The organism is Hyphomonas sp. (assembly GCF_036964145.1).
Lineage (GTDB): Bacteria > Pseudomonadota > Alphaproteobacteria > Caulobacterales > Hyphomonadaceae > Hyphomonas.
Genome location: NZ_JBALUC010000002.1, coordinates 890,128 through 907,182 on the forward strand (window position 1 = coordinate 890,128; position 17,055 = coordinate 907,182).

The 17,055-nt window shown below is 61.9% G+C and carries 18 protein-coding genes; 9 read left to right on the plus strand and 9 right to left on the minus strand.

From position 1 onward, the window contains the following. Nucleotides 1–3: 3 nt before the first annotated feature. Entirely contained in the window at nucleotides 4–993 is a 990-nt protein-coding gene (locus V7660_RS09190; protein ID WP_335602784.1) for an NAD(P)-dependent oxidoreductase, read from the minus strand. On the opposite strand from V7660_RS09190, the gene V7660_RS09195 reads away from it, so the two are divergent. Next, nucleotides 973–1,386, plus strand: coding sequence for a TIGR02301 family protein (locus tag V7660_RS09195; protein WP_290502148.1), 414 nt, complete (start codon nucleotides 973–975; stop codon nucleotides 1,384–1,386). The genes V7660_RS09190 and V7660_RS09195 overlap by 21 nt on opposite strands. Here the strand turns inward: V7660_RS09195 and soxR are convergent. Continuing rightward, on the minus strand, nucleotides 1,383–1,850 hold the full coding sequence (soxR, locus tag V7660_RS09200) for a redox-sensitive transcriptional activator SoxR (protein WP_335602785.1): 468 nt from the start codon (nucleotides 1,848–1,850) through the stop codon (nucleotides 1,383–1,385). The genes V7660_RS09195 and soxR overlap by 4 nt on opposite strands. 96 nt (nucleotides 1,851–1,946) lie before the next feature. Here soxR and V7660_RS09205 point away from each other — a divergent pair, with 96 nt between their 5' ends. The 4 genes from V7660_RS09205 to V7660_RS09220 all read left to right on the plus strand — a co-directional run bounded on the left by V7660_RS09205 (nucleotide 1,947) and on the right by V7660_RS09220 (nucleotide 5,488). Further along, entirely contained in the window at nucleotides 1,947–2,330 is a 384-nt protein-coding gene (locus V7660_RS09205) for a VOC family protein (protein ID WP_335602786.1), read from the plus strand. Nucleotides 2,331–2,464: 134 nt separating this feature from the next. Then, nucleotides 2,465–4,393, plus strand: a complete 1,929-nt coding sequence (locus V7660_RS09210) for a gamma-glutamyltransferase family protein (protein ID WP_335602787.1) — start codon at nucleotides 2,465–2,467, stop codon at nucleotides 4,391–4,393. A 55-nt stretch (nucleotides 4,394–4,448) separates the two neighbouring features. Further along, entirely contained in the window at nucleotides 4,449–4,793 is a 345-nt protein-coding gene (locus V7660_RS09215; RefSeq protein ID WP_335602788.1) for an endonuclease domain-containing protein, read from the plus strand. A 2-nt stretch (nucleotides 4,794–4,795) separates the two neighbouring features. Next, nucleotides 4,796–5,488 (plus strand): uracil-DNA glycosylase, encoded by a 693-nt coding sequence (locus V7660_RS09220; protein ID WP_442910039.1) that lies wholly within the window; start codon nucleotides 4,796–4,798, stop codon nucleotides 5,486–5,488. Here V7660_RS09220 and smpB read toward each other — a convergent pair. Together smpB and dapA are read right to left on the minus strand one after the other, a co-directional pair. Beyond that, on the minus strand, nucleotides 5,485–5,964 hold the full coding sequence (smpB, locus tag V7660_RS09225; protein WP_335602790.1) for an SsrA-binding protein SmpB: 480 nt from the start codon (nucleotides 5,962–5,964) through the stop codon (nucleotides 5,485–5,487). The two genes, V7660_RS09220 and smpB, sit on opposite strands and share 4 nt — an antisense overlap. A gap of 9 nt (nucleotides 5,965–5,973) precedes the next feature. Further along, a complete protein-coding gene (gene dapA, locus V7660_RS09230) occupies nucleotides 5,974–6,855 on the minus strand; it encodes a 4-hydroxy-tetrahydrodipicolinate synthase (protein WP_335602791.1) in 882 nt (293 codons plus the stop codon). A gap of 102 nt (nucleotides 6,856–6,957) precedes the next feature. On the opposite strand from dapA, the gene V7660_RS09235 reads away from it, so the two are divergent. Next, entirely contained in the window at nucleotides 6,958–8,982 is a 2,025-nt protein-coding gene (locus V7660_RS09235; protein WP_335602792.1) for a lytic transglycosylase domain-containing protein, read from the plus strand. Between the two features lie 3 nt (nucleotides 8,983–8,985). On the opposite strand, the gene V7660_RS09240 is transcribed toward V7660_RS09235, so the two are convergent. The 5 genes from V7660_RS09240 to V7660_RS09260 form a co-directional block, all read right to left on the minus strand. Beyond that, on the minus strand, nucleotides 8,986–10,533 hold the full coding sequence (locus V7660_RS09240) for an acetolactate synthase large subunit (RefSeq protein WP_442910040.1): 1,548 nt from the start codon (nucleotides 10,531–10,533) through the stop codon (nucleotides 8,986–8,988). Between the two features lie 67 nt (nucleotides 10,534–10,600). Then, a complete protein-coding gene (locus V7660_RS09245; protein WP_335602794.1) occupies nucleotides 10,601–12,475 on the minus strand; it encodes a feruloyl-CoA synthase in 1,875 nt (624 codons plus the stop codon). Between the two features lie 42 nt (nucleotides 12,476–12,517). Further along, nucleotides 12,518–13,303 (minus strand): ion transporter, encoded by a 786-nt coding sequence (locus tag V7660_RS09250; RefSeq protein ID WP_335602795.1) that lies wholly within the window; start codon nucleotides 13,301–13,303, stop codon nucleotides 12,518–12,520. Next, nucleotides 13,300–13,890, minus strand: coding sequence for an HD domain-containing protein (locus tag V7660_RS09255; RefSeq protein WP_335602796.1), 591 nt, complete (start codon nucleotides 13,888–13,890; stop codon nucleotides 13,300–13,302). The genes V7660_RS09250 and V7660_RS09255 overlap by 4 nt, the downstream gene beginning before the upstream one ends. Continuing rightward, nucleotides 13,887–15,221 carry a dihydroorotase gene (locus tag V7660_RS09260; protein ID WP_335602797.1) on the minus strand — a complete coding sequence of 445 codons (1,335 nt, stop codon included), beginning with the start codon at nucleotides 15,219–15,221 and terminating at the stop codon, nucleotides 13,887–13,889. The genes V7660_RS09255 and V7660_RS09260 overlap by 4 nt, the downstream gene beginning before the upstream one ends. 108 nt (nucleotides 15,222–15,329) lie before the next feature. On the opposite strand from V7660_RS09260, the gene ygfZ reads away from it, so the two are divergent. Genes ygfZ through V7660_RS09275 form a run of 3 tightly spaced genes read left to right on the plus strand, consistent with a single transcriptional unit; the run spans nucleotide 15,330 to nucleotide 17,031 of the window. Beyond that, on the plus strand, nucleotides 15,330–16,142 hold the full coding sequence (ygfZ, locus tag V7660_RS09265) for a CAF17-like 4Fe-4S cluster assembly/insertion protein YgfZ (protein WP_335602798.1): 813 nt from the start codon (nucleotides 15,330–15,332) through the stop codon (nucleotides 16,140–16,142). Further along, the gene (locus V7660_RS09270) at nucleotides 16,135–16,713 is read left to right on the plus strand and encodes a DNA-3-methyladenine glycosylase I (RefSeq protein ID WP_335602799.1); all 579 of its coding nucleotides are present in this window, start codon (nucleotides 16,135–16,137) and stop codon (nucleotides 16,711–16,713) included. Before ygfZ ends, V7660_RS09270 begins: the two co-directional genes overlap by 8 nt. Before the next feature lie 3 nt (nucleotides 16,714–16,716). Next, nucleotides 16,717–17,031 carry a hypothetical protein gene (locus V7660_RS09275; RefSeq protein WP_335602800.1) on the plus strand — a complete coding sequence of 105 codons (315 nt, stop codon included), beginning with the start codon at nucleotides 16,717–16,719 and terminating at the stop codon, nucleotides 17,029–17,031. The last annotated feature ends 24 nt before the right edge of the window (nucleotides 17,032–17,055 follow it).

Genomic DNA, 17,055 nt, shown 5'->3' on the forward strand with positions numbered 1-17,055 from the left:
TGGTCAGTCGGCAAAGGTCTCCGGTGACACGACATGCTTCAGCGGTTCGCCCGCAAGATAGCGCTGGAGGTTGTCGAGGAAGGTTTCATCTGCGCGGATGTAGGTCGCGGCTGTGGCAGCGCTGTCATGCGGCGTGACGGCCACTTTGGGATGGCGCCAGAGCGGACTGTCCTTTGGGAGGGGTTCCTCCACCGTGACGTCGAGGGCCGCAAAGGCCGGGCGACCTGCATCGAGCGCGGCCAGCAGCGCGGCCTCGTCCACCAAGGGCCCGCGACCGAGATTCATCAGGAGCGCATCGGGCCGCATGGCGCTCAGAAACTCTGCATCGACCATGCCAGCCGTTTCATCCGTCAGCGGAAGGCTGAGCAGGACAATGTCGGCCTGCGCCAGTTCACTCTTCACCAGTGCCATCGGCACGATATGGTCGGCACCTTTGGCCGGCCCCGGCGACCGCCGCGCGCCCGTGACATGGCCGCCGAGCAGCTGGACCCGCTTGCCAACCGCCGACCCGATCGATCCGAAACCGACGATGAGCCAGCGCGAGTCCATTATCTCCCGCATCTCCACGCGCTCCCATGCGCCGTCCGCCTGCTGGGCGCGGTGCTGGGGCCCGTGTTTCAGGAAGTCGAACGCCTGCCACAAGGCCCATTCGGCCATCGCCTCCGACTGGGTGTGGTTGGTCGTATAGATTCGGGAGATCTTGCCGACCGAGATCAGCGCCGCATTGTCCAGCCCGGCCGCCGAAGACTGGAACCAGTCAATGCCGCCCGTCTTGAGCACAGTGATCATGAAATCGCGGGCATGGCTGCCGAACCAGACATCGGTATTGCCGAACACGATGTCCGGTTTCGGGTGATGCACCACCGAGCCGTCCCCGGCATGGGAGAAGAGGCCATCCTCGTCCATCACGATGAACTCGATCTTGTGTTCAAGGCCCTTGAGCCTTTCACGAATGCGCGCAAAAGTCGTCGCATGAAGCAAACAGGTTTTCATGCTCTCCTGCTTAGCGCGCTGCTGTTCTGTGGCGCAAGCTCGGCGCAGTCGGGAATTCCGATTCGTGGCCCCGATTACTTCCGCGATGCCTCCGATCTGGCGGCAACGCTGGGGGCGGCGCATGCTATTCGCGTGAAATGCAATGGTCGCGATGACCAGTACTGGCGGCGCTACATGTCCGACATGCTGAAATATGAGGCCCCCAATCGCGGCGCCGTGCGCAGTTCGCTGGTTGATGCCTTCAATGAGGCCTTCACCAGCGCGGGCCGCCTCTACCAGACCTGTGACAATCGCGCGATCGAGGCCGAGGCCGATTTCGCCGTGAAGGGCCAGGAGATCGCCACGCGCATGGCGACCCATTATTTTCCGCAGCCGCCGGAGCGCAAAGACTAGGCGCCACCGCTGACCCGGCTAATATTCTCCAGCAGGAAACGCGGCCCCGTGCCTAGGCTCCGCGCGCGGTCCTCCGGATTGTAAAGCGCGCATTTCTTCAATGACAGGCACCCGCAGCCGATACAGCCATCGAGCTTGTCGCGTGTGCGCTCCATCAAGGCGATGCGCTCATCCAGCATGGTGCGGAATGCCTTGCTGATTCGGCCCCAGTCCGCCTTGGTCGGCGTCCGGCGTTCCGGCAAGGAGGAGAGAAGCGCCGCAATCTCCTCAATGGTCAGGCCGATCTGCTGGGCGATCAGGATGAAGGACAGGCGGCGGATGTCCGAGCGCAGGAAGACACGCTGGCCGCCAGCGGAGCGCTCCGGATGGACCAGCCCCCGTCCCTCATAGAACCGTATCGCCGAGACGGACAGCCCGGTCCGCGCCGCCACATCTCCGATTGCCAGACCCTTCTGAACGGCCATCAAGAATCTCCCATTTCACGCTTGACCTCAACTTAAGTTGAGGAATTACGACAGCCTTATCAGAGATTTGATGAAGACGAAATGGAGTTGAAAACAATGAGTATTGCCAAGTTCGAGCACGTGAACGTTACGGTCAGCGACCCGAGGAAAACCGCGTCCATGCTGACGCAATTGTTTGACTGGAAAGTGCGCTGGGAAGGGCCATCCAAATATGATGGCTATACGGTGCATGTCGGCACCGACGAGGATTATCTCGCCCTCTATGCCCTGCCCCAGCAGGAGCGCCCGGATGAGGAAAGCTATTACCGGACCGGCGCGGTCAATCATTTCGGTATCCTGGTGGATGACCTTGATGAGACCGAGCAGAAGATCCTTGAGGCCGGCTATCGTACCCATAGTCACCAGACCTATGACCCTGGCAGCCGGTTCTACTTCCACGACCATGACGATATCGAGTGGGAGGTGGTCAGCTATGCTTGAGGGATTGATCCACTCCTATCTCGAAACCGTGGGCCGGGCATGGGAACCGCGCGACGCGTTTGTTCGCCCTCACTGGGACTCGCTTCTGCCCCGAAGCGCGCTAAGCTCTCCTCAAACGAGGACAGGAGAGGCTGATGAGACCCGTTCAGGCAATCGCCGTGACAGCGCTGGTTATCGGATTGTGCGCATGCGCTACACCGCCAGCACAGGATGAAACGCAAATAGACGCCACCGCCAAGGTCATGCAAAAGAAAGTGGTCCGGATATCCATTGAAAAGGATGCCGAAGCCACGCCGCCGGGACCGGGAGACCGGATGATCACCGGACGGGACCTTGGCACGCGCTCCTCAGTGGTGGCCCCGAATGGCGCGGCCGCCACTGCCCATCCGCTGGCTACACAGACCGCGCTCGACGTATTGAAAGCTGGCGGATCGGCGGTCGATGCCGCCATTGCCGCCAACGCCATGCTCGGCCTTGTCGAGCCGACCGGGAACGGCATTGGCGGCGATTTGTTCGCCATTGTCTGGGACCCGGAAACCGAGCAGCTCTACGGCTATAATGGCTCCGGCCGCTCGCCCAAGGGCGCGACGCTGGAAGATATCCAGGCCAAGGCCGACGAATTCATGGACGGTGAGGAAATCCCTCCCTTCGGCGCTGCGCCTGTGACGGTGCCCGGCACGGTCGATGGCTGGTTTGCGCTGCATGAGAAATTCGGCAAGCGGCCGATGAACATGAATCTCGAACCGGCGATCCGCTATGCGCGCGAAGGCGCGCCGATCCCGGAAGTGATCTCCTATTATTGGAGCTTTGGCCCAAAACGCTTCGAGCCCGCCTATGAGAGCGGCATGCTGGAAGAGTATGAGAATGCCAAGGCGACCTATTTCTCGCCTGCCCCACACGAAGGCAGCCTGTTCCGCAATCCGGATCTTGCCGACACGCTGGAGCGGATCGCCTACAAGGGCCGCGATGAATTCTATTCCGGCGAGACCGCCCACATCATGGATGACTATTTCGAGCGGATCGGCGGCTTCCTGCGCTATGCGGATTTCGCCACCCATACCGGCGAATGGGTCGAGCCAATCTGCGTGACCTATCGCGCGGACTACAAGGTTTGCGAGCTGCCGCCGAACACGCAGGGCATCGCGGCGCTGCAGATGCTACAGATGCTGGAACGGTTCGACCTGCGCGAGATGGGCTTCGGGTCCGCCGACAGCATCATGGCGCAGGTGGAGGCCAAACGGCTCGCGTTTGCGGACCGGGCCAAGGGGTATGCTGATCCAGAAACGTCCGGCATCGATCCGAAGGTCTTCGTGCGTGAGGGCTACAATTCTGAACGGGCTGGTCAAATTGATCTTGAACAGGCGATGTCTCCGCCCGCAGCAGGCTTTGCCGACGCAGATGTCACACTCCAAGACGGCGACACGACCTATCTCACTGTCACCGACAAGCACGGCATGATGGTCTCGCTGATCCAGTCGAACTATCGCGGCATGGGCTCCGGCCTTGTCGCCGACGGGCTCGGCTTCATGTTCCAGGACCGGGGCCAGCTGTTCAGCCTCGACCCGGCCCACCCCAACGTGTTCGAGCCCGGCAAGCGGCCGTTCCACACGATCATCCCGGCCTTTGCCTTCAAGAAGGACATGCCAGGCTGTCAGGTCCGCGCCGAACCGATTGAGCAGGCCTGCCCGTTCGAGCCCTGGCTCAGCTTCGGCCTGATGGGCGGCGGCATGCAGCCCCAGGGCCATGTGCAGGTGATCCTGAACCTTGTCGATTTCGACATGGGGCTTCAGGAGGCTGGCGACGCAGCGCGCTGGGAGCATGTTGGTGGCTGCGAGCCGACGGATGATCTCAATGGCAATGCCTGCGAAACCGACATGGGCGTCGTGCATCTGGAAAGCGGCATTCCACCGGAAACCCGCGCCGAGGTGGAAGCGCGCGGCCACGCGGTCGAGTGCTGCAAGGCCAATGCGGGCGGCTATCAGGCCATCATGCGCGACTTCAACACCGGCGCCTGGATCGCCGCCACCGAAATGCGCAAGGATGGCAGCGCGGATGGGTACTGATAATCTCCCCTCTCCCTTGAGGGAGAGGGGCCGGGGGTGAGGGAGTGCGGAGCCGATGACGAGAAACCTGTCGACGCCCCGCGCGCGTCGCTTGCGGCAGGACTCCAACGCGCCCGAACAGGTCGCCTGGCAAGCCCTCCGCCAGTTACGCAAGCAGGGCTTTCCTGTCCGTCGCCAGCATCCAATTAACGGCTACATAGTCGATTTCGCCATCACGAAAGTCCGGCTGATCATCGAGATTGATGGCGGCATCCACAAGCTGCCGGAGGTGAAGGCGCGGGATGCCGTCAGTGAGCAGGCATTGCGTGGACTTGGTTGGGATTTCCTGCGAGTTCCTTCGTCTGATGCCTTTGACGCCGACCATCTCATGCGCCTCGTTCAGGAGAGATTAGGACTTTGACTTTGCCCAAGCGCCCCCTCACCCCTGCCCCTCTCCCCGATGGGGAGAGGGGTATTCCACCCGAAGCCCCCGCCAATTGCCCGCTTTGCCCTCGCCTTGTGGCGTATCGGGAGGAGGTCGAGGCGAAAGAGCCGGACTGGTTCAATGGAGCTGTGCCGAGCTTTGGGCCGGACGATGCGGAATTGCTGATCGTGGGTCTTGCACCCGGCGTGACCGGGGCGAACCGCACGGGCCGGCCGTTTACCGGCGACTGGGCCGGCGACCTGCTCTATGCGACGATCGACAAGTTCGGCTACTCGACCGGCACCTATCAGGCGCGGCCAGATGACGGGCTGAAGCTGAAACGCGCCATGATCACCAATGCCGTGCGCTGTGTGCCGCCGCAGAACAAGCCAGTCGGCGCCGAAATCAACCAGTGCCGCCCTTTCCTCGCCGCGCGCATCGCCGCGCTGCCAAATCTCAAGGCGATGATCTGCCTCGGCAAGATTTCCCATGATTCCACGGTGCGCACGCTCGGCCTGAAGCTGAAGGATTATCCCTTCGGCCATGGCACGCACTATGATGTGGAATTCGAGGGACGCCCTCTGGCGCTGATCTCATCCTATCATTGCAGCCGCTACAATACGAACACACGCCGCCTGACGCCGGAAATGTTCGAGGATGTGTTTGCGATGGCGAAAACCGTGACCGGCTAGCCCTCTTTCAGGATCCGCGCCTTCTGGCGTTGCCAGTCGCGTTTGGCTTCGACGTCGCGCTTGTCATGGCTCTTGCGGCCTGTGGCGAGACCAATGAGGATCTTCGCGATGCCGCGCTCGTTGAAGTAGAGCTTCAGCGGCACGATGGTGCGCCCGGCCCGGTCGACGGACTGGGTGAGCTTGGCCAGCTCCCGCTTCGACACGAGCAGCTTCCGCTTGCGCTTCGGCTCATGATTGAACCGGTTGGCCGCATTGTAGATCGGGATATCCGCATTGATCAGGTAGAGACCGCCATCTTCCGGGCTGACATAGGCTTCGGCGATGTTGGCCTTGCCCTGGCGCAGGGATTTCACCTCGGACCCGACCAGCATCAGGCCAGCCTCCAGCGTGTCCTCCACCGCATAATCACGGCGGGAGCGGCGGTTCTCCGCGACCAGCCCATCCGAGCGGCCCTTGGTCTGGTTTTTCTTCGACATCGCCCTGATTTAAGCGTTCAGGCCCGCAAGCGCCATGGCCTGATCTATTTCAGCCCGTTTTTCTGCACCTGGGCTGGTGATCGGCAGGCGCACCTCGTCAGTGCAGAAGCCAAGCCGGGACAGGGCATATTTCGCCGGTCCGGGCGATGGCGAGCAGAACATGGCCTTGTGCAGCGCGATCAGCTTGCGCTCGATGGCGCGGGCCTCATCGAGGTTTCCAGCATGGAAAGCCGTGTGCATGGCGGCGCACGCTTCCGGCATGACGTTCGCGGTGACCGAGATGCAGCCCATGCCGCCCATGGCAAGGTGGCCGAGTGCGCTCGGGTCATCGCCGGACAGCTGCACAAATTGCGTGCCTTCGGGGATCGCGGCGGCGTGCTGACTGACCCGGTCCATGTCGCCGGTCGCATCCTTGATACCGACAATATTCGGCAGCTGGGCGAGGCGCGCGACCGTATCCGGCGCGAGATCGACGACTGTGCGACCGGGGACGTTGTAGAGCAGGACGGGCAGCGCGACCGAGTCATTGATCGCGCGGAAATGGGCCTCAAGGCCCTCTTGATTGGGATTGTTGTAATAGGGGCAAACCACCAGCGCGGCGTCAGCGCCGACGGTCTTGGCGTGCTCGACCAGCTCAATCGCCTCATCTGTGGCATTGGCCCCGGCCCCGGCTATCACGGGCACGCGGCCTTTGGTAATTTCCACACATAGTGTTACGACATCCTTATGCTCTTGCGTGGAGAGTGTGGACGTCTCGCCTGTGGTGCCGACCGGCACGAGCGCGCTGGAGCCGCCCGCAATCTGGCGCTCTACCAGCGCCGCAAACGCGTCCCGGTCAACGGCACCATTCTTGAAGGGTGTGACGAGCGCTGGGATTGAGCCATGGAACATCGTAAATTTGCCGCGATTCAGGTGTTGTTTGGTTTGATCGAGTATGAATCGTCATTGCCTTCTCACGCTTTGGCCAAGAAATAAACTCTGGTGAACCGTTTCATGATGCGACCCCTTGCCGTTCTTGCTTCCCTTGCCGCCCTGTCACAGGCCGCTGCAGCTACCGCTATGCCGGAGGCGCCGAGCCTGAAGCCCGCGCGTCCTTACGTGTCTTCCGTGACAGATTCCCGGAATGCGGAGATCCTGCACAAGGCCTTGCGCGCGGCGGACCGCTATGACTGGCCCACAGTGGCCCATTTGCAGACGCAGGCGTCTGATGCCGATGTGCGCAACCTCATCATGTGGATTCGCGCCAGCCGCGGCGTTCCGGGCATGAATTTCTCGGAAGTTTCCTATGCGCTGGACAAGCTGGAAGACTGGCCGAAGCGGACCTCCATGCGCCGCCGGGCCGAGGAAATCATCGGAGACTCCTCCTTCAGTCACAAGGAGCGCATCGACTGGCTGACCGAATCCGGCCCGATCACGGGCGCCGGCAAGATCACGCTGGCCGACAGCTGGCGCGCGATTGGCGAACCGGGCAAGGCGCTGGAAGCCGTTCGCGACGCCTGGCACAATAATTCCCTTGAACGCGAGGTCGAGCGCGAAGTTCTCTCCACCTATGGCAAGCAGCTGACGCAGGACGATCACCGGGCCCGTGTCGAATTCCTGCTCTGGACCAACCAGCGCACCGCCGCCTCGAAGCTGAAATACTTACTGACCGCCGACTATCGCAAACTGGTCGACGCCCGCATCGCGCTCGCCGCGCGAGCGCGCAATGTCGACGCACTGGTCGATGCGGTGCCGAGCCATCTGCAGGACAATCCCGGCCTCCTGTACGAGCGCGCCAAGTGGCGCCGCCAGAAACTGCGCAATCAGGATGTGGCCACCCCTCTGCTCACCGATATCGATGGAAGCAAGATTCCGGAAGCCGGCCGGTCCCGTCTCTGGGACGAGCGCAACATCGCGATCCGCACGGATCTGAAAGATGGCAACTGGGCGCGCGCCTATCAACTGGCCGCGCCACATGGCATGGATGGGGGCAGTGATTTTGCCGAAGCCGAATGGGTCTCCGGCTGGATTGCGTTGCGCCTGAAGAATGATGCGGACCGCAGCCTGCAACATTTCGAGACGATGGCCGACGGCGTCTCCACGCCGATCAGCCTTGCACGTGGCAAGTATTGGGCTGGGCGCGCCCGCGATGCGCTGGGCCAGCCCGACGCAGCGCGCACCGATTACTCGGCCGCCGCCGAGCACAAATTCACCTATTATGGACAGCTCGCCGCTGAGCGGCTGGACGACAAGAAACTCGCCTTCCCGAAAACCGTCGAACCGACCGCTGAACAGATCGAAGCGTTCGAAGCCAAGCCTATGGTCCAGGCTCTCCGCCTGCTTGGCGAAAGCGGTGAGGAACGCCTGTTCCGCGAATTTGCCTATCACCTCGACGATCTGCTGGAGACCGAGACCGAATACCTGTTGCTCGCCCGCATTGCGGCGGAATACCAGGTGCCGGATGTCGGCGTGCGTGGCGCGAAAGCCGGCCTCGCCAAGGGCATTGTCTCGACCGATGCCGCCTACCCGGTGGTCGCCTATCCGCTATTGCGTGAGCCGCAGGTGGAGCGCCCGTTGATGCTTGCCCTGTCACGGCAGGAAAGCGAAATGAACCCGAACGCGATCAGCCATGTCGGCGCGCGCGGCCTGATGCAGTTCATGCCGGCCACCGCTCGCAACGAAGCGCGACTTCGCGGCCTGCCTTACCGCACTTCGTGGCTGACGGATGATCCAGGCTACAATATGACCCTTGGCGGCCAGCATCTCGACACGCTGCTGTCGCGCTTCAATGGCAGCTACATCATGACGGCCGCCGCCTATAATGCGGGCCCGAGCCGTCCGCGCCAGTGGATCCAGGATTATGGCGATCCGCGCACGGGACAGGTCGACCCGATCGACTGGGTGGAATTCATTCCGTTCTCGGAAACCCGCAACTACGTCCAGCGCGTCCTTGAGAACACGCAGGTCTACCGTCACCGCCTCAGCGGAGAGCCGGTCGATATCGAGATTGAGGAAGACCTCGACCGCGGGCGGGAATAGCGCCTAGCGCGCTGGAACGTGCGCCGCGATGAGCTGGGGCCCGTCGGCGGCGAAGGCGCGCTCCAGTGCGGCATCGAACTCTTCCGCCGTCGTCGCATTCGCCGCGGGGACGCCCTGCGCCTCTGACAGCTTGACCCAATCGATTTCCGGATGGCCGAGGCCGAGCAGTTCCTGCGCAGCAGGCCCGGGATTGCCGGCGCCCGTGCGCGCCAGCTCGATATTCAGGATCCTGTAGGAATGGTTGACGAAGACCACATTGACCACGTTGGCGCCTTCGCGTGCCATGCTCCAGAGCGCCTGATTGGTGTACATGCCCGCGCCGTCGCCGGTGATGCAAAGCGTCTTGCGATCAGGCGCAGCAAGTGACGCGCCGAGCGCCAGCGGCATGCCTTGCCCGATTGCGCCGCCCGTCAGCATCATCCAGTCATGCGGCCGCGCGCGCTGGGTCATCAGGAAACTCGGCAGGCCATTGGAGACGCCATCATCCGAGACGAAACTGCCTTCCGGCATGTGGCGGGCGATGGAGGCGCCAATGGTTGCCGCGTTCAAGTCGCCCGTGGGTGCACCGGGCAGGTCCAGTTCAGCCACTGGCGCGGCTTCCTTCGCGCCGAGCGCATCGGCGAGCGCTTCAAGAATCGCGGCGCTGTCGGTGTCCGGGCCGCCCATCATCATGGGCACGCAGCCTTCTGGTACGAGCACGCTTGGCTTGCCCGGATAGGCGAAGAAGGCAACTGGCACCTGCGTGCCTGCAATCAGCATCAAGTCTGAACCGTCGAGATCCGACATGGCGCCTTCGGCAAAGTATTGCATCCGGTCCGGAATGAACCGGCCCGCCCCGCGCGCCTGTCGCGGGAAGAAGGTGTCGGTCAGCACACGTACGCCTGCGGCTTTCACGCGCGCGGCCTGCGCGAGGCCCGCTTCGGTCAGTGCGGTTCCGTTAATGATGATGATCGGCTTGCTGGCAGATTTAACGGCGGCAGCGGCGGCATCAATGGCAATCGGATCAGGCTGGCGCAGCGATGGCCGGGCGCGCGTTGCACCGGGCTTCCCGCCTTCGAGCCAGGCGGTATCGGCCGGAAGGATCAGGGAGACTGGCCCGGGTTCGGGCCCAAAGCTTGCCTCCCATGCCTGCGCGGCCAGATCGCCGGCTTGCCCGACCTTGTCGGCAGATTTGATCCAGCGGGAGTTCGGACCGGCCATGCCGATAACATCCGAAGCCAGCGGCGCGTCATAGCGCTGGTGCGGCACGGCATGATCGCCAATCACATTGATCATCGGTGTCCAGGCGCGGCGGGCATTGTGGATGTTTGCGCCGCCATTGAGATAGCCCGCACCGAGATGCAGCAGCGTCATGGCAGGCGTGCCGGTCACACGCGCATGGCCATCGGCAGCGCCGGTTGCAACACCTTCGAACAGGCAGAGCGTCGACTTGATGCGCGGCTCATGGTCGAGCGCGGTAACAAGATGCATTTCCGATGTGCCGGGATTGGCGAAGCACGCCGTCAAGCCATGATCGGCCAGCGTGGATACGAGCGCCTCGGCGCCGGTCATGGACTGGGTTGGCTGGTCTGTCATCCGGGTTCCCTTTGAGATTCTTGTTCGTGTTCGGTATCGTGCGCTACAGGATCAGCAAATTCGCAGGCGTTTCGCCTGTTTCCGCAAACAGCGTGTCGACCTGGTCCTTTCGGAGATCCTGGGTGCGCGACTGGTTGATATAGCCTTTTTCCGTGATTTCGCCTTTATCCGCCAGCGGAGGATAAGTTTGCAGCAGCACACGGGCGACACGCGCAGACACATTTGGGTGTGCCTTGTTGTGCAGGGCGAGGCCTTCGCGTATTTTCTCATGTATGGCTGGGTGCGCGACCAGTTGGTCAAGAGGCAGATCCTTCCCAACCAGCCGCCGGCACCACGCCTCGTTGAGGAAACCGAGGAGACGGACATCATTCTTGTTGAGGCCGCAGACCACGGCGTCTGACAGCGCGCCACCAGTGGCCGCCACGGCTTGAACCCGGACCGTGCCGGCCGATACCCACGTGCCATTGGCGAGCTTGAATTCCTCCGCGGTGCGCCCGTCAAAGGCGAGGCCGCGCTCAGGATCGCCCGGATCGACAAATTTCACTGCATCGCCTAGCTTGTAGAAGCCCTCCTCATCAAAGGCTTCGGTCGTCTTGACGTCGTTGCGGAAATAGCCCGGCGTTACGTTCACGCCCTTGACCCGCAGCTCCATCTTTTCGGCATTAGGCACCATCTTGAACGTGTTGCCCGGCAGCGGCAGGCCGATCAGGCCCATTCGGTCATTTGGCCAGTGGACGTTCGAGGCTGTCGGCGCGGTTTCGGTCGCTCCATAGCCGGCCGACAGGGAAATCCGTTCGCCCGTGGTGCGCACGGCGACGGCCTGAATGCGCTCGTAGATATCCTGCCCCATCGACGCGCCGCCATAGGCCATGCAAACGAGCCGCCTGAAGAAAACCTCTGCCAGCTGATCATCGCGTTCGAGTTCGGTTGCGAGCGCGGCCCATGCCGCCGGCACGGTCGTGTGCTGGGTGGTGGAGACCTCTTTCAGATTTCGCAGCATTTCCGGCAGGCGCGCGGGCGTTGGCGCGCCCTGGTCAATGTAGAGGGTGCCGCCCCAGTCGAGCATGTTGTGCAGGATCGAATGCGCGCCATAGGTGTGGCTCCAGGGCAGAAAATTGCACATGACCTGCGGGCCGCCCGTCAGCTCATCGAGCCGCTTCTCGTCCCAGACCGAACGGATCATTCGGGCATTGGATGCGACCATGCCGTGCAGATTGATGACCGCCTTCGGCTCACCGGTAGAGCCGGAGGTCATCATATATTTCGCCACCGTGTCCGGCGTGAGACGGGCATAGGCTTCATCCACCGCCGAGATAGGCGACCGCATGAATTGTTCGAAACGCACCGCGTCGCAACGCTCCGGCGCGGTGCCACCATAAATGACGAGGCGGCCTTCGATATCCAGCCCATCCAGCGCGCGCTGATAGTCCGCACCATCCTCGACATAGATGAATTTCGGCTGGGTCAGGCCATCAATGTATTTGAGGCGGCCAAGGTCTTCACTGAGCAGCGCATAGGCTGGTGTGACGGGCACGGCCGGGCTGCCCGCCCACATGGCGGCATACATGATCAGGGCGTTGGCAATGGAGTTCTTCGACAGGATCATCAGCGGCGCGTCCTGTCCGGCGCCTGCATCGAGGAAGCCCTGCGCGAGCCGGCGCACGGTATCGAGCCCGGCAGCATAGGTGATCGTGTTCCAGCCTTCGGCGGCCGGGTTCTCCGGATCGCGTTCCGCCAGCCATACTGTGTCAGGCCGATGCTCGGCCCAATGGACGAGCGCCGCCAGCATGTGCGACGGGCAGGTTTTCAGTGGCTGTCCATTGTCGAGATAGATCGTGCCGTCGGGCCTGCCGTCGACCTCCAGCTTCAGCGGCAGGTAGGGTACTTCCCGGAAGGGTATGTCCGACGTGTCAGGCATGGTGCGCGCGTTTCTTCCCGTGTATTTTTTAGTCTTTCCGGCTCACTCGAAGCCGCTTGTGGGAATATGGATCACTTCTCCGCAATGCTTGCAATGCACAGCGTCGCGTTCGTGTAGTCGCAGCCCGCATTCCTCGCATTCCTGTTCCACCTTGTCGCGCGGGTCCACGATCGTGCGGAGCAGCTGCAGGAAAAGGGTCAGGCCCAACCCCATTACGATGATCGCCAGGAGCCGGCCGCCGGGGCCAACCATCAGCACGTCTCCATAGCCGGTCGTCGTCAGGCTGGTGACGGTGAAATAAAGCGCGTCGATATAGGTGTGGATGCCGTCATTGATGCCGACCTGGGTGGAATAGACGAGCGCGGCCATGATGAAGACGAAGACGAGCAGATTGGTCACCTTGTCGATGACCCGTTCGTGCCGCTGGAAGAAGGGCGTGATCACTTTCACCCGCTTGATAAAGGTGAAGGCGCGAATGGCCCGGACCGCCCGGAGCACGCGAAGGAACGCAAAATTCGACACCAGCAGCGGCGCAAACATGGTGATCACGACGACAAGGTCGGCAATATTGATCGGACGCACCACAAAGTTCCAGCGATGCCGGGCAATGTAAAACCGCGCGAGCAGATCTGCCAGGATGATGCCGCCGATGACGTAATCGATGGCCACATGGGTCCGGTCGCGTTGGTCAAAGGGCGCCCAGAGGAAATAGCCAATGGTCACGAAATCGAAGGCCAGCATGGCCCAGCGGAACAGGAACGGCCATCGGCCGGTACCTTCGTACAGCCAGAACAGCGCCCGGTTGAGACCCTTGCGTTCCTTCTTCATTCACCCTGCTCCAGCACCGCAATGGCCCGCTCCAAATTCGCGCCGGCCGTTTCTTCCCATTCTCTATGGGCCTGCTGTGTGAAGTAAAGCCGCTCTCGGCTGAGGAAGCCTTGCAGGATGGCAGTCCGGGCCGTCCGGTATGCATCATCCGGCATGAAGGCATATTCGGCGCGGATATCGGCTTCATAGCGATCGTAGACGGATTTAGGCGCTCCGAGAATGAACAGGTCGAGATCGAGAAACAGGGCAAGATCGGCGGTGTCCTGAGCGTTCAGACCGGGTGGCACGACATGCTCTGCCGTGGCACGGATCATCTTCGCAGCGAAGGCTGTGTTCTCGGGCGTCAGGTGTCCGCTCGCCTCGCGCTCAAGCAATTGCGCGCTCTGTTCCTCATTGTCCCTTGCAGCAGGGTCATAAATCGCATCGTGCCAGTAGAGCGCCCACAGGACCGGCTCCGGGCGGTGGAACTCGTCTTCCCAGCGGCGAAAATGCTTCAGCATCGCCTCGATATGCAACCAAGTGTGATAGTGACGCTGCGGCTCGGCATAGCGCGTGCGCAAGCCTTTCAGCAACGGGGCAGGAATCACCCCATCGGCTCCAGTGTCTCATTGAAGCGAACCGGCTGTCCGCCGCCTTTCTTCACGATCTCGCCATCGCGCATGACGAAGCCGCCGCGGATGATGGTCGCGACCGGCCAGCCGGTTGCCTCGAAGCCATCATAGGGTGTCCAGCCACATTTCGACTTCGACCATTCTTCCGTGATGGTTTCTTTTCGTTTCAGATCCACCACCGTGAAGTCGGCATGATAGCCCTCGGCGATGCGTCCCTTGTCTGCGAGGCCAAAGACGCGTTGCGGCCCGGCACTGGTCAGTTCGACAAAGCGCTGGAGGGTCAGCTTGCCATTGTTCACATGGGTCAGCATGACCGGCACCATCGTCTGCACGCCCGGCATACCGGACGGCGACGCGGGATAGGGCCGCTCCTTTTCCTCGCGTGTGTGCGGCGCGTGATCGGTGGCCAGCACATCGACAATACCTGCATTCAAGGCACGCCAGAGCGCGTCCTGATGGCGCTGTTCGCGCACCGGCGGGTTCTGCTGGGCAAAGCCCTTGAGACGCTCATAACATTCCGGCGCAGCGAGGGTCAGGTGGTTGGGCAACACTTCTACGCTGGCCAGATCCTTTGCGTCTCGCAACAGCTCCATCTCTTCGGCGGTCGAGATATGCAGCACATGGATGCGCTTGCCGGTCTTGCGCGCGAGACGCAACAGGCGGCGTGTCGAACTGACGGCCGCTTCGACGTCGCGAACGACAATATGGCTCTGCCAGTCACCGGGCACGGCCAGGCTGCGGCGTTCTTCGAGGCGGTATTCGTCTTCGGAATGGAAAGCCGCGCGGCGCTTGATCGCGCGCAGGACGGCTTCGACGCCCTCATCATCCTTGATCAGGAGGTCGCCCGTCGAGGCGCCCATGAAGACCTTCACACCGCAGCAGCCGAGCATCTTTTCCATCTCGGGCAACAGGTCGATATTTTCATGCGTCGCGCCTGCATAAAAAGCGTGATCGACATCCATCCGCCCCTTGGCGCGGGCCAGCTTGTCAGTCATGGCGTCCGGCGTCGTTGTGGAAGGGTTGGTGTTCGGCATTTCGAACACGGCTACCACTCCACCCAGCGCGGCCGAGCGCGCTTCTGTTTCGAGATCGGCCTTGTATTCCAGACCGGGCTCACGGAAGTGGACCTGACTGTCGATAACGCCCGGCAGGATGTGCAGCCCGGTCGCGTCATAAATCTCCCCGGCATCCACGCCGGTCAGATCGCCAATATGCGCGATACGTTCGCCGATCACGCCGACATCGGTTTGGGTCATGCCGCCGGGAGAAACGACGGTGCCGCCTTTAAGGATCAGATCATAGGTCATGACAGATGGGGTGTGACTCCGGAGGGGCTAAGTCAAGGGTGGTTTTTCGGTACAGGCAAATGGCGACGCTCCCTTGAGATGGGTCAAAACCATACCTACAAGAGGTAGATGAAACGCATTCTTCCAAATCGCGCCATCATCCGCCTGACCGGACCGGACATGTTGCATCTTCTCGGACGCACCGTGACCCATTCGGTCGACAATTGGCAAACCGGCGAGATGCGTTACGGCGCTCTTCTGACGCCGCAAGGCAAGGTGATTGCGGATTATCTCGCCATGCTGGCGCTCGAAAACATCTATATCGATATCCATGCCGAGGCTGCGGACGATCTGGAAAAGCGCCTGAAGATGTTCAGGATGCGCAATGACGTCGCGATTGACCGGCTCACCGGGGATGTCGTGACCGAAGGCAGCTGGATCGACGTTCGCTCCCCGCAATTGCCGCATCGCGCGATTACGCCGGTTGGCGTCTCCGGGATCGATATGCCGGCCGGGGAATGGCACGCCGCGCGCATCGCGGCGGGCGTGCCGGAATGGGGCGCGGATTATCGCGCGGCAGAGGTTTTCCCGACCGATATCAACATGGATATGATGCACGGTATCGACTACAAGAAGGGCTGTTTTGTCGGTCAGGAAGTGGCGAGCCGCATGAAGCGCAAGGGCAAGATCCGCAAGCGCACCGTGAAGGTTTCGGGCGAGACGCTGGAAGCCGGCATGGACATTCTTGCGGAAGCTCCGATTGGCACAGTGACGAGCGTGGCGGGCACGAACGGCCTCGCCCTGATCCGCACCGACCGCCTGGCCAAGGCCGAACAGGATGGCAAATCCTTCACCTGCAATGGCGCGCCGGTCTCATTTGACCTGACCGATTGGCAACGCGCCGAAATCGACGCACATCTGGCGGAACCTGCCCATGACTGAGACCTTTCCCTGCGCCTGGGCCCCGCTCACCGATGACCTCTACCGGACTTATCACGATACCGAATGGGGCGTGCCCGAATATGATGGCCGCGCGCTTTGGGAAAAGCTGCAACTGGACGGCATGCAGGCCGGGCTCGCCTGGATCACGATCCTGCGCAAACGCGGCAGCATCCGCGAGGAATTCGACGAGTTCGACCCGGAGCGGATTGCCCGCTGGACGCCGGCCCGCGTCGCCAAGGCCCTGAAAAATCCCGGCATCATCCGCAGCCCAAAAAAGGTCGAGGCCGTCATCGGCAACGCACAGGCCTACCTCGCCATGGAAGAGGCAGGTGAGGGATTTTCGGACTATTGCTGGCGGGCCGTCCGCGGGAAACCGATTGTAAACCATTGGGGCCATTTCCGGGAGGCACCGACCCAGACCAATTGGTCAGCGGCCATGTCCAAGGATCTGAAGAAACGCGGGTTCAAATTCGTTGGCCCAACCATTGTCTATGCATGGGCGCAGGCGGTTGGCATGGTCAACGACCATGATGTAACCTGTCCCAGACACACCGCCGTTCAGGAGACCTGATCCATGAAGACGCGTTTGATTGCCACTGCCCTTATTGCTTTGCCAACATTGGGTGCCTGCGCGACCTCATCGGTTGACCGCGCCAATCGGGCAGAGGCCTGGAGCCGATGCCGAACTGCCCCTGATCCGGAGACCCGCGACCGGTGCATTGAAACGGAAATTGCTCTGATGCAAGCAAGCCAGGAGCGCGATGCGGCTTCCCGCGCCGCCACTGAAAAACAGGCCGAGGCCTTTGAAGCCCTGAAGGAGCCTCGCGGCGTACCGCAACATTGGAGCAGCGAGCGGCCTGAATTCGGGCACAGTGTCCCGAAGAAGTGAGTACACCAGGCACTTGCCAAACCG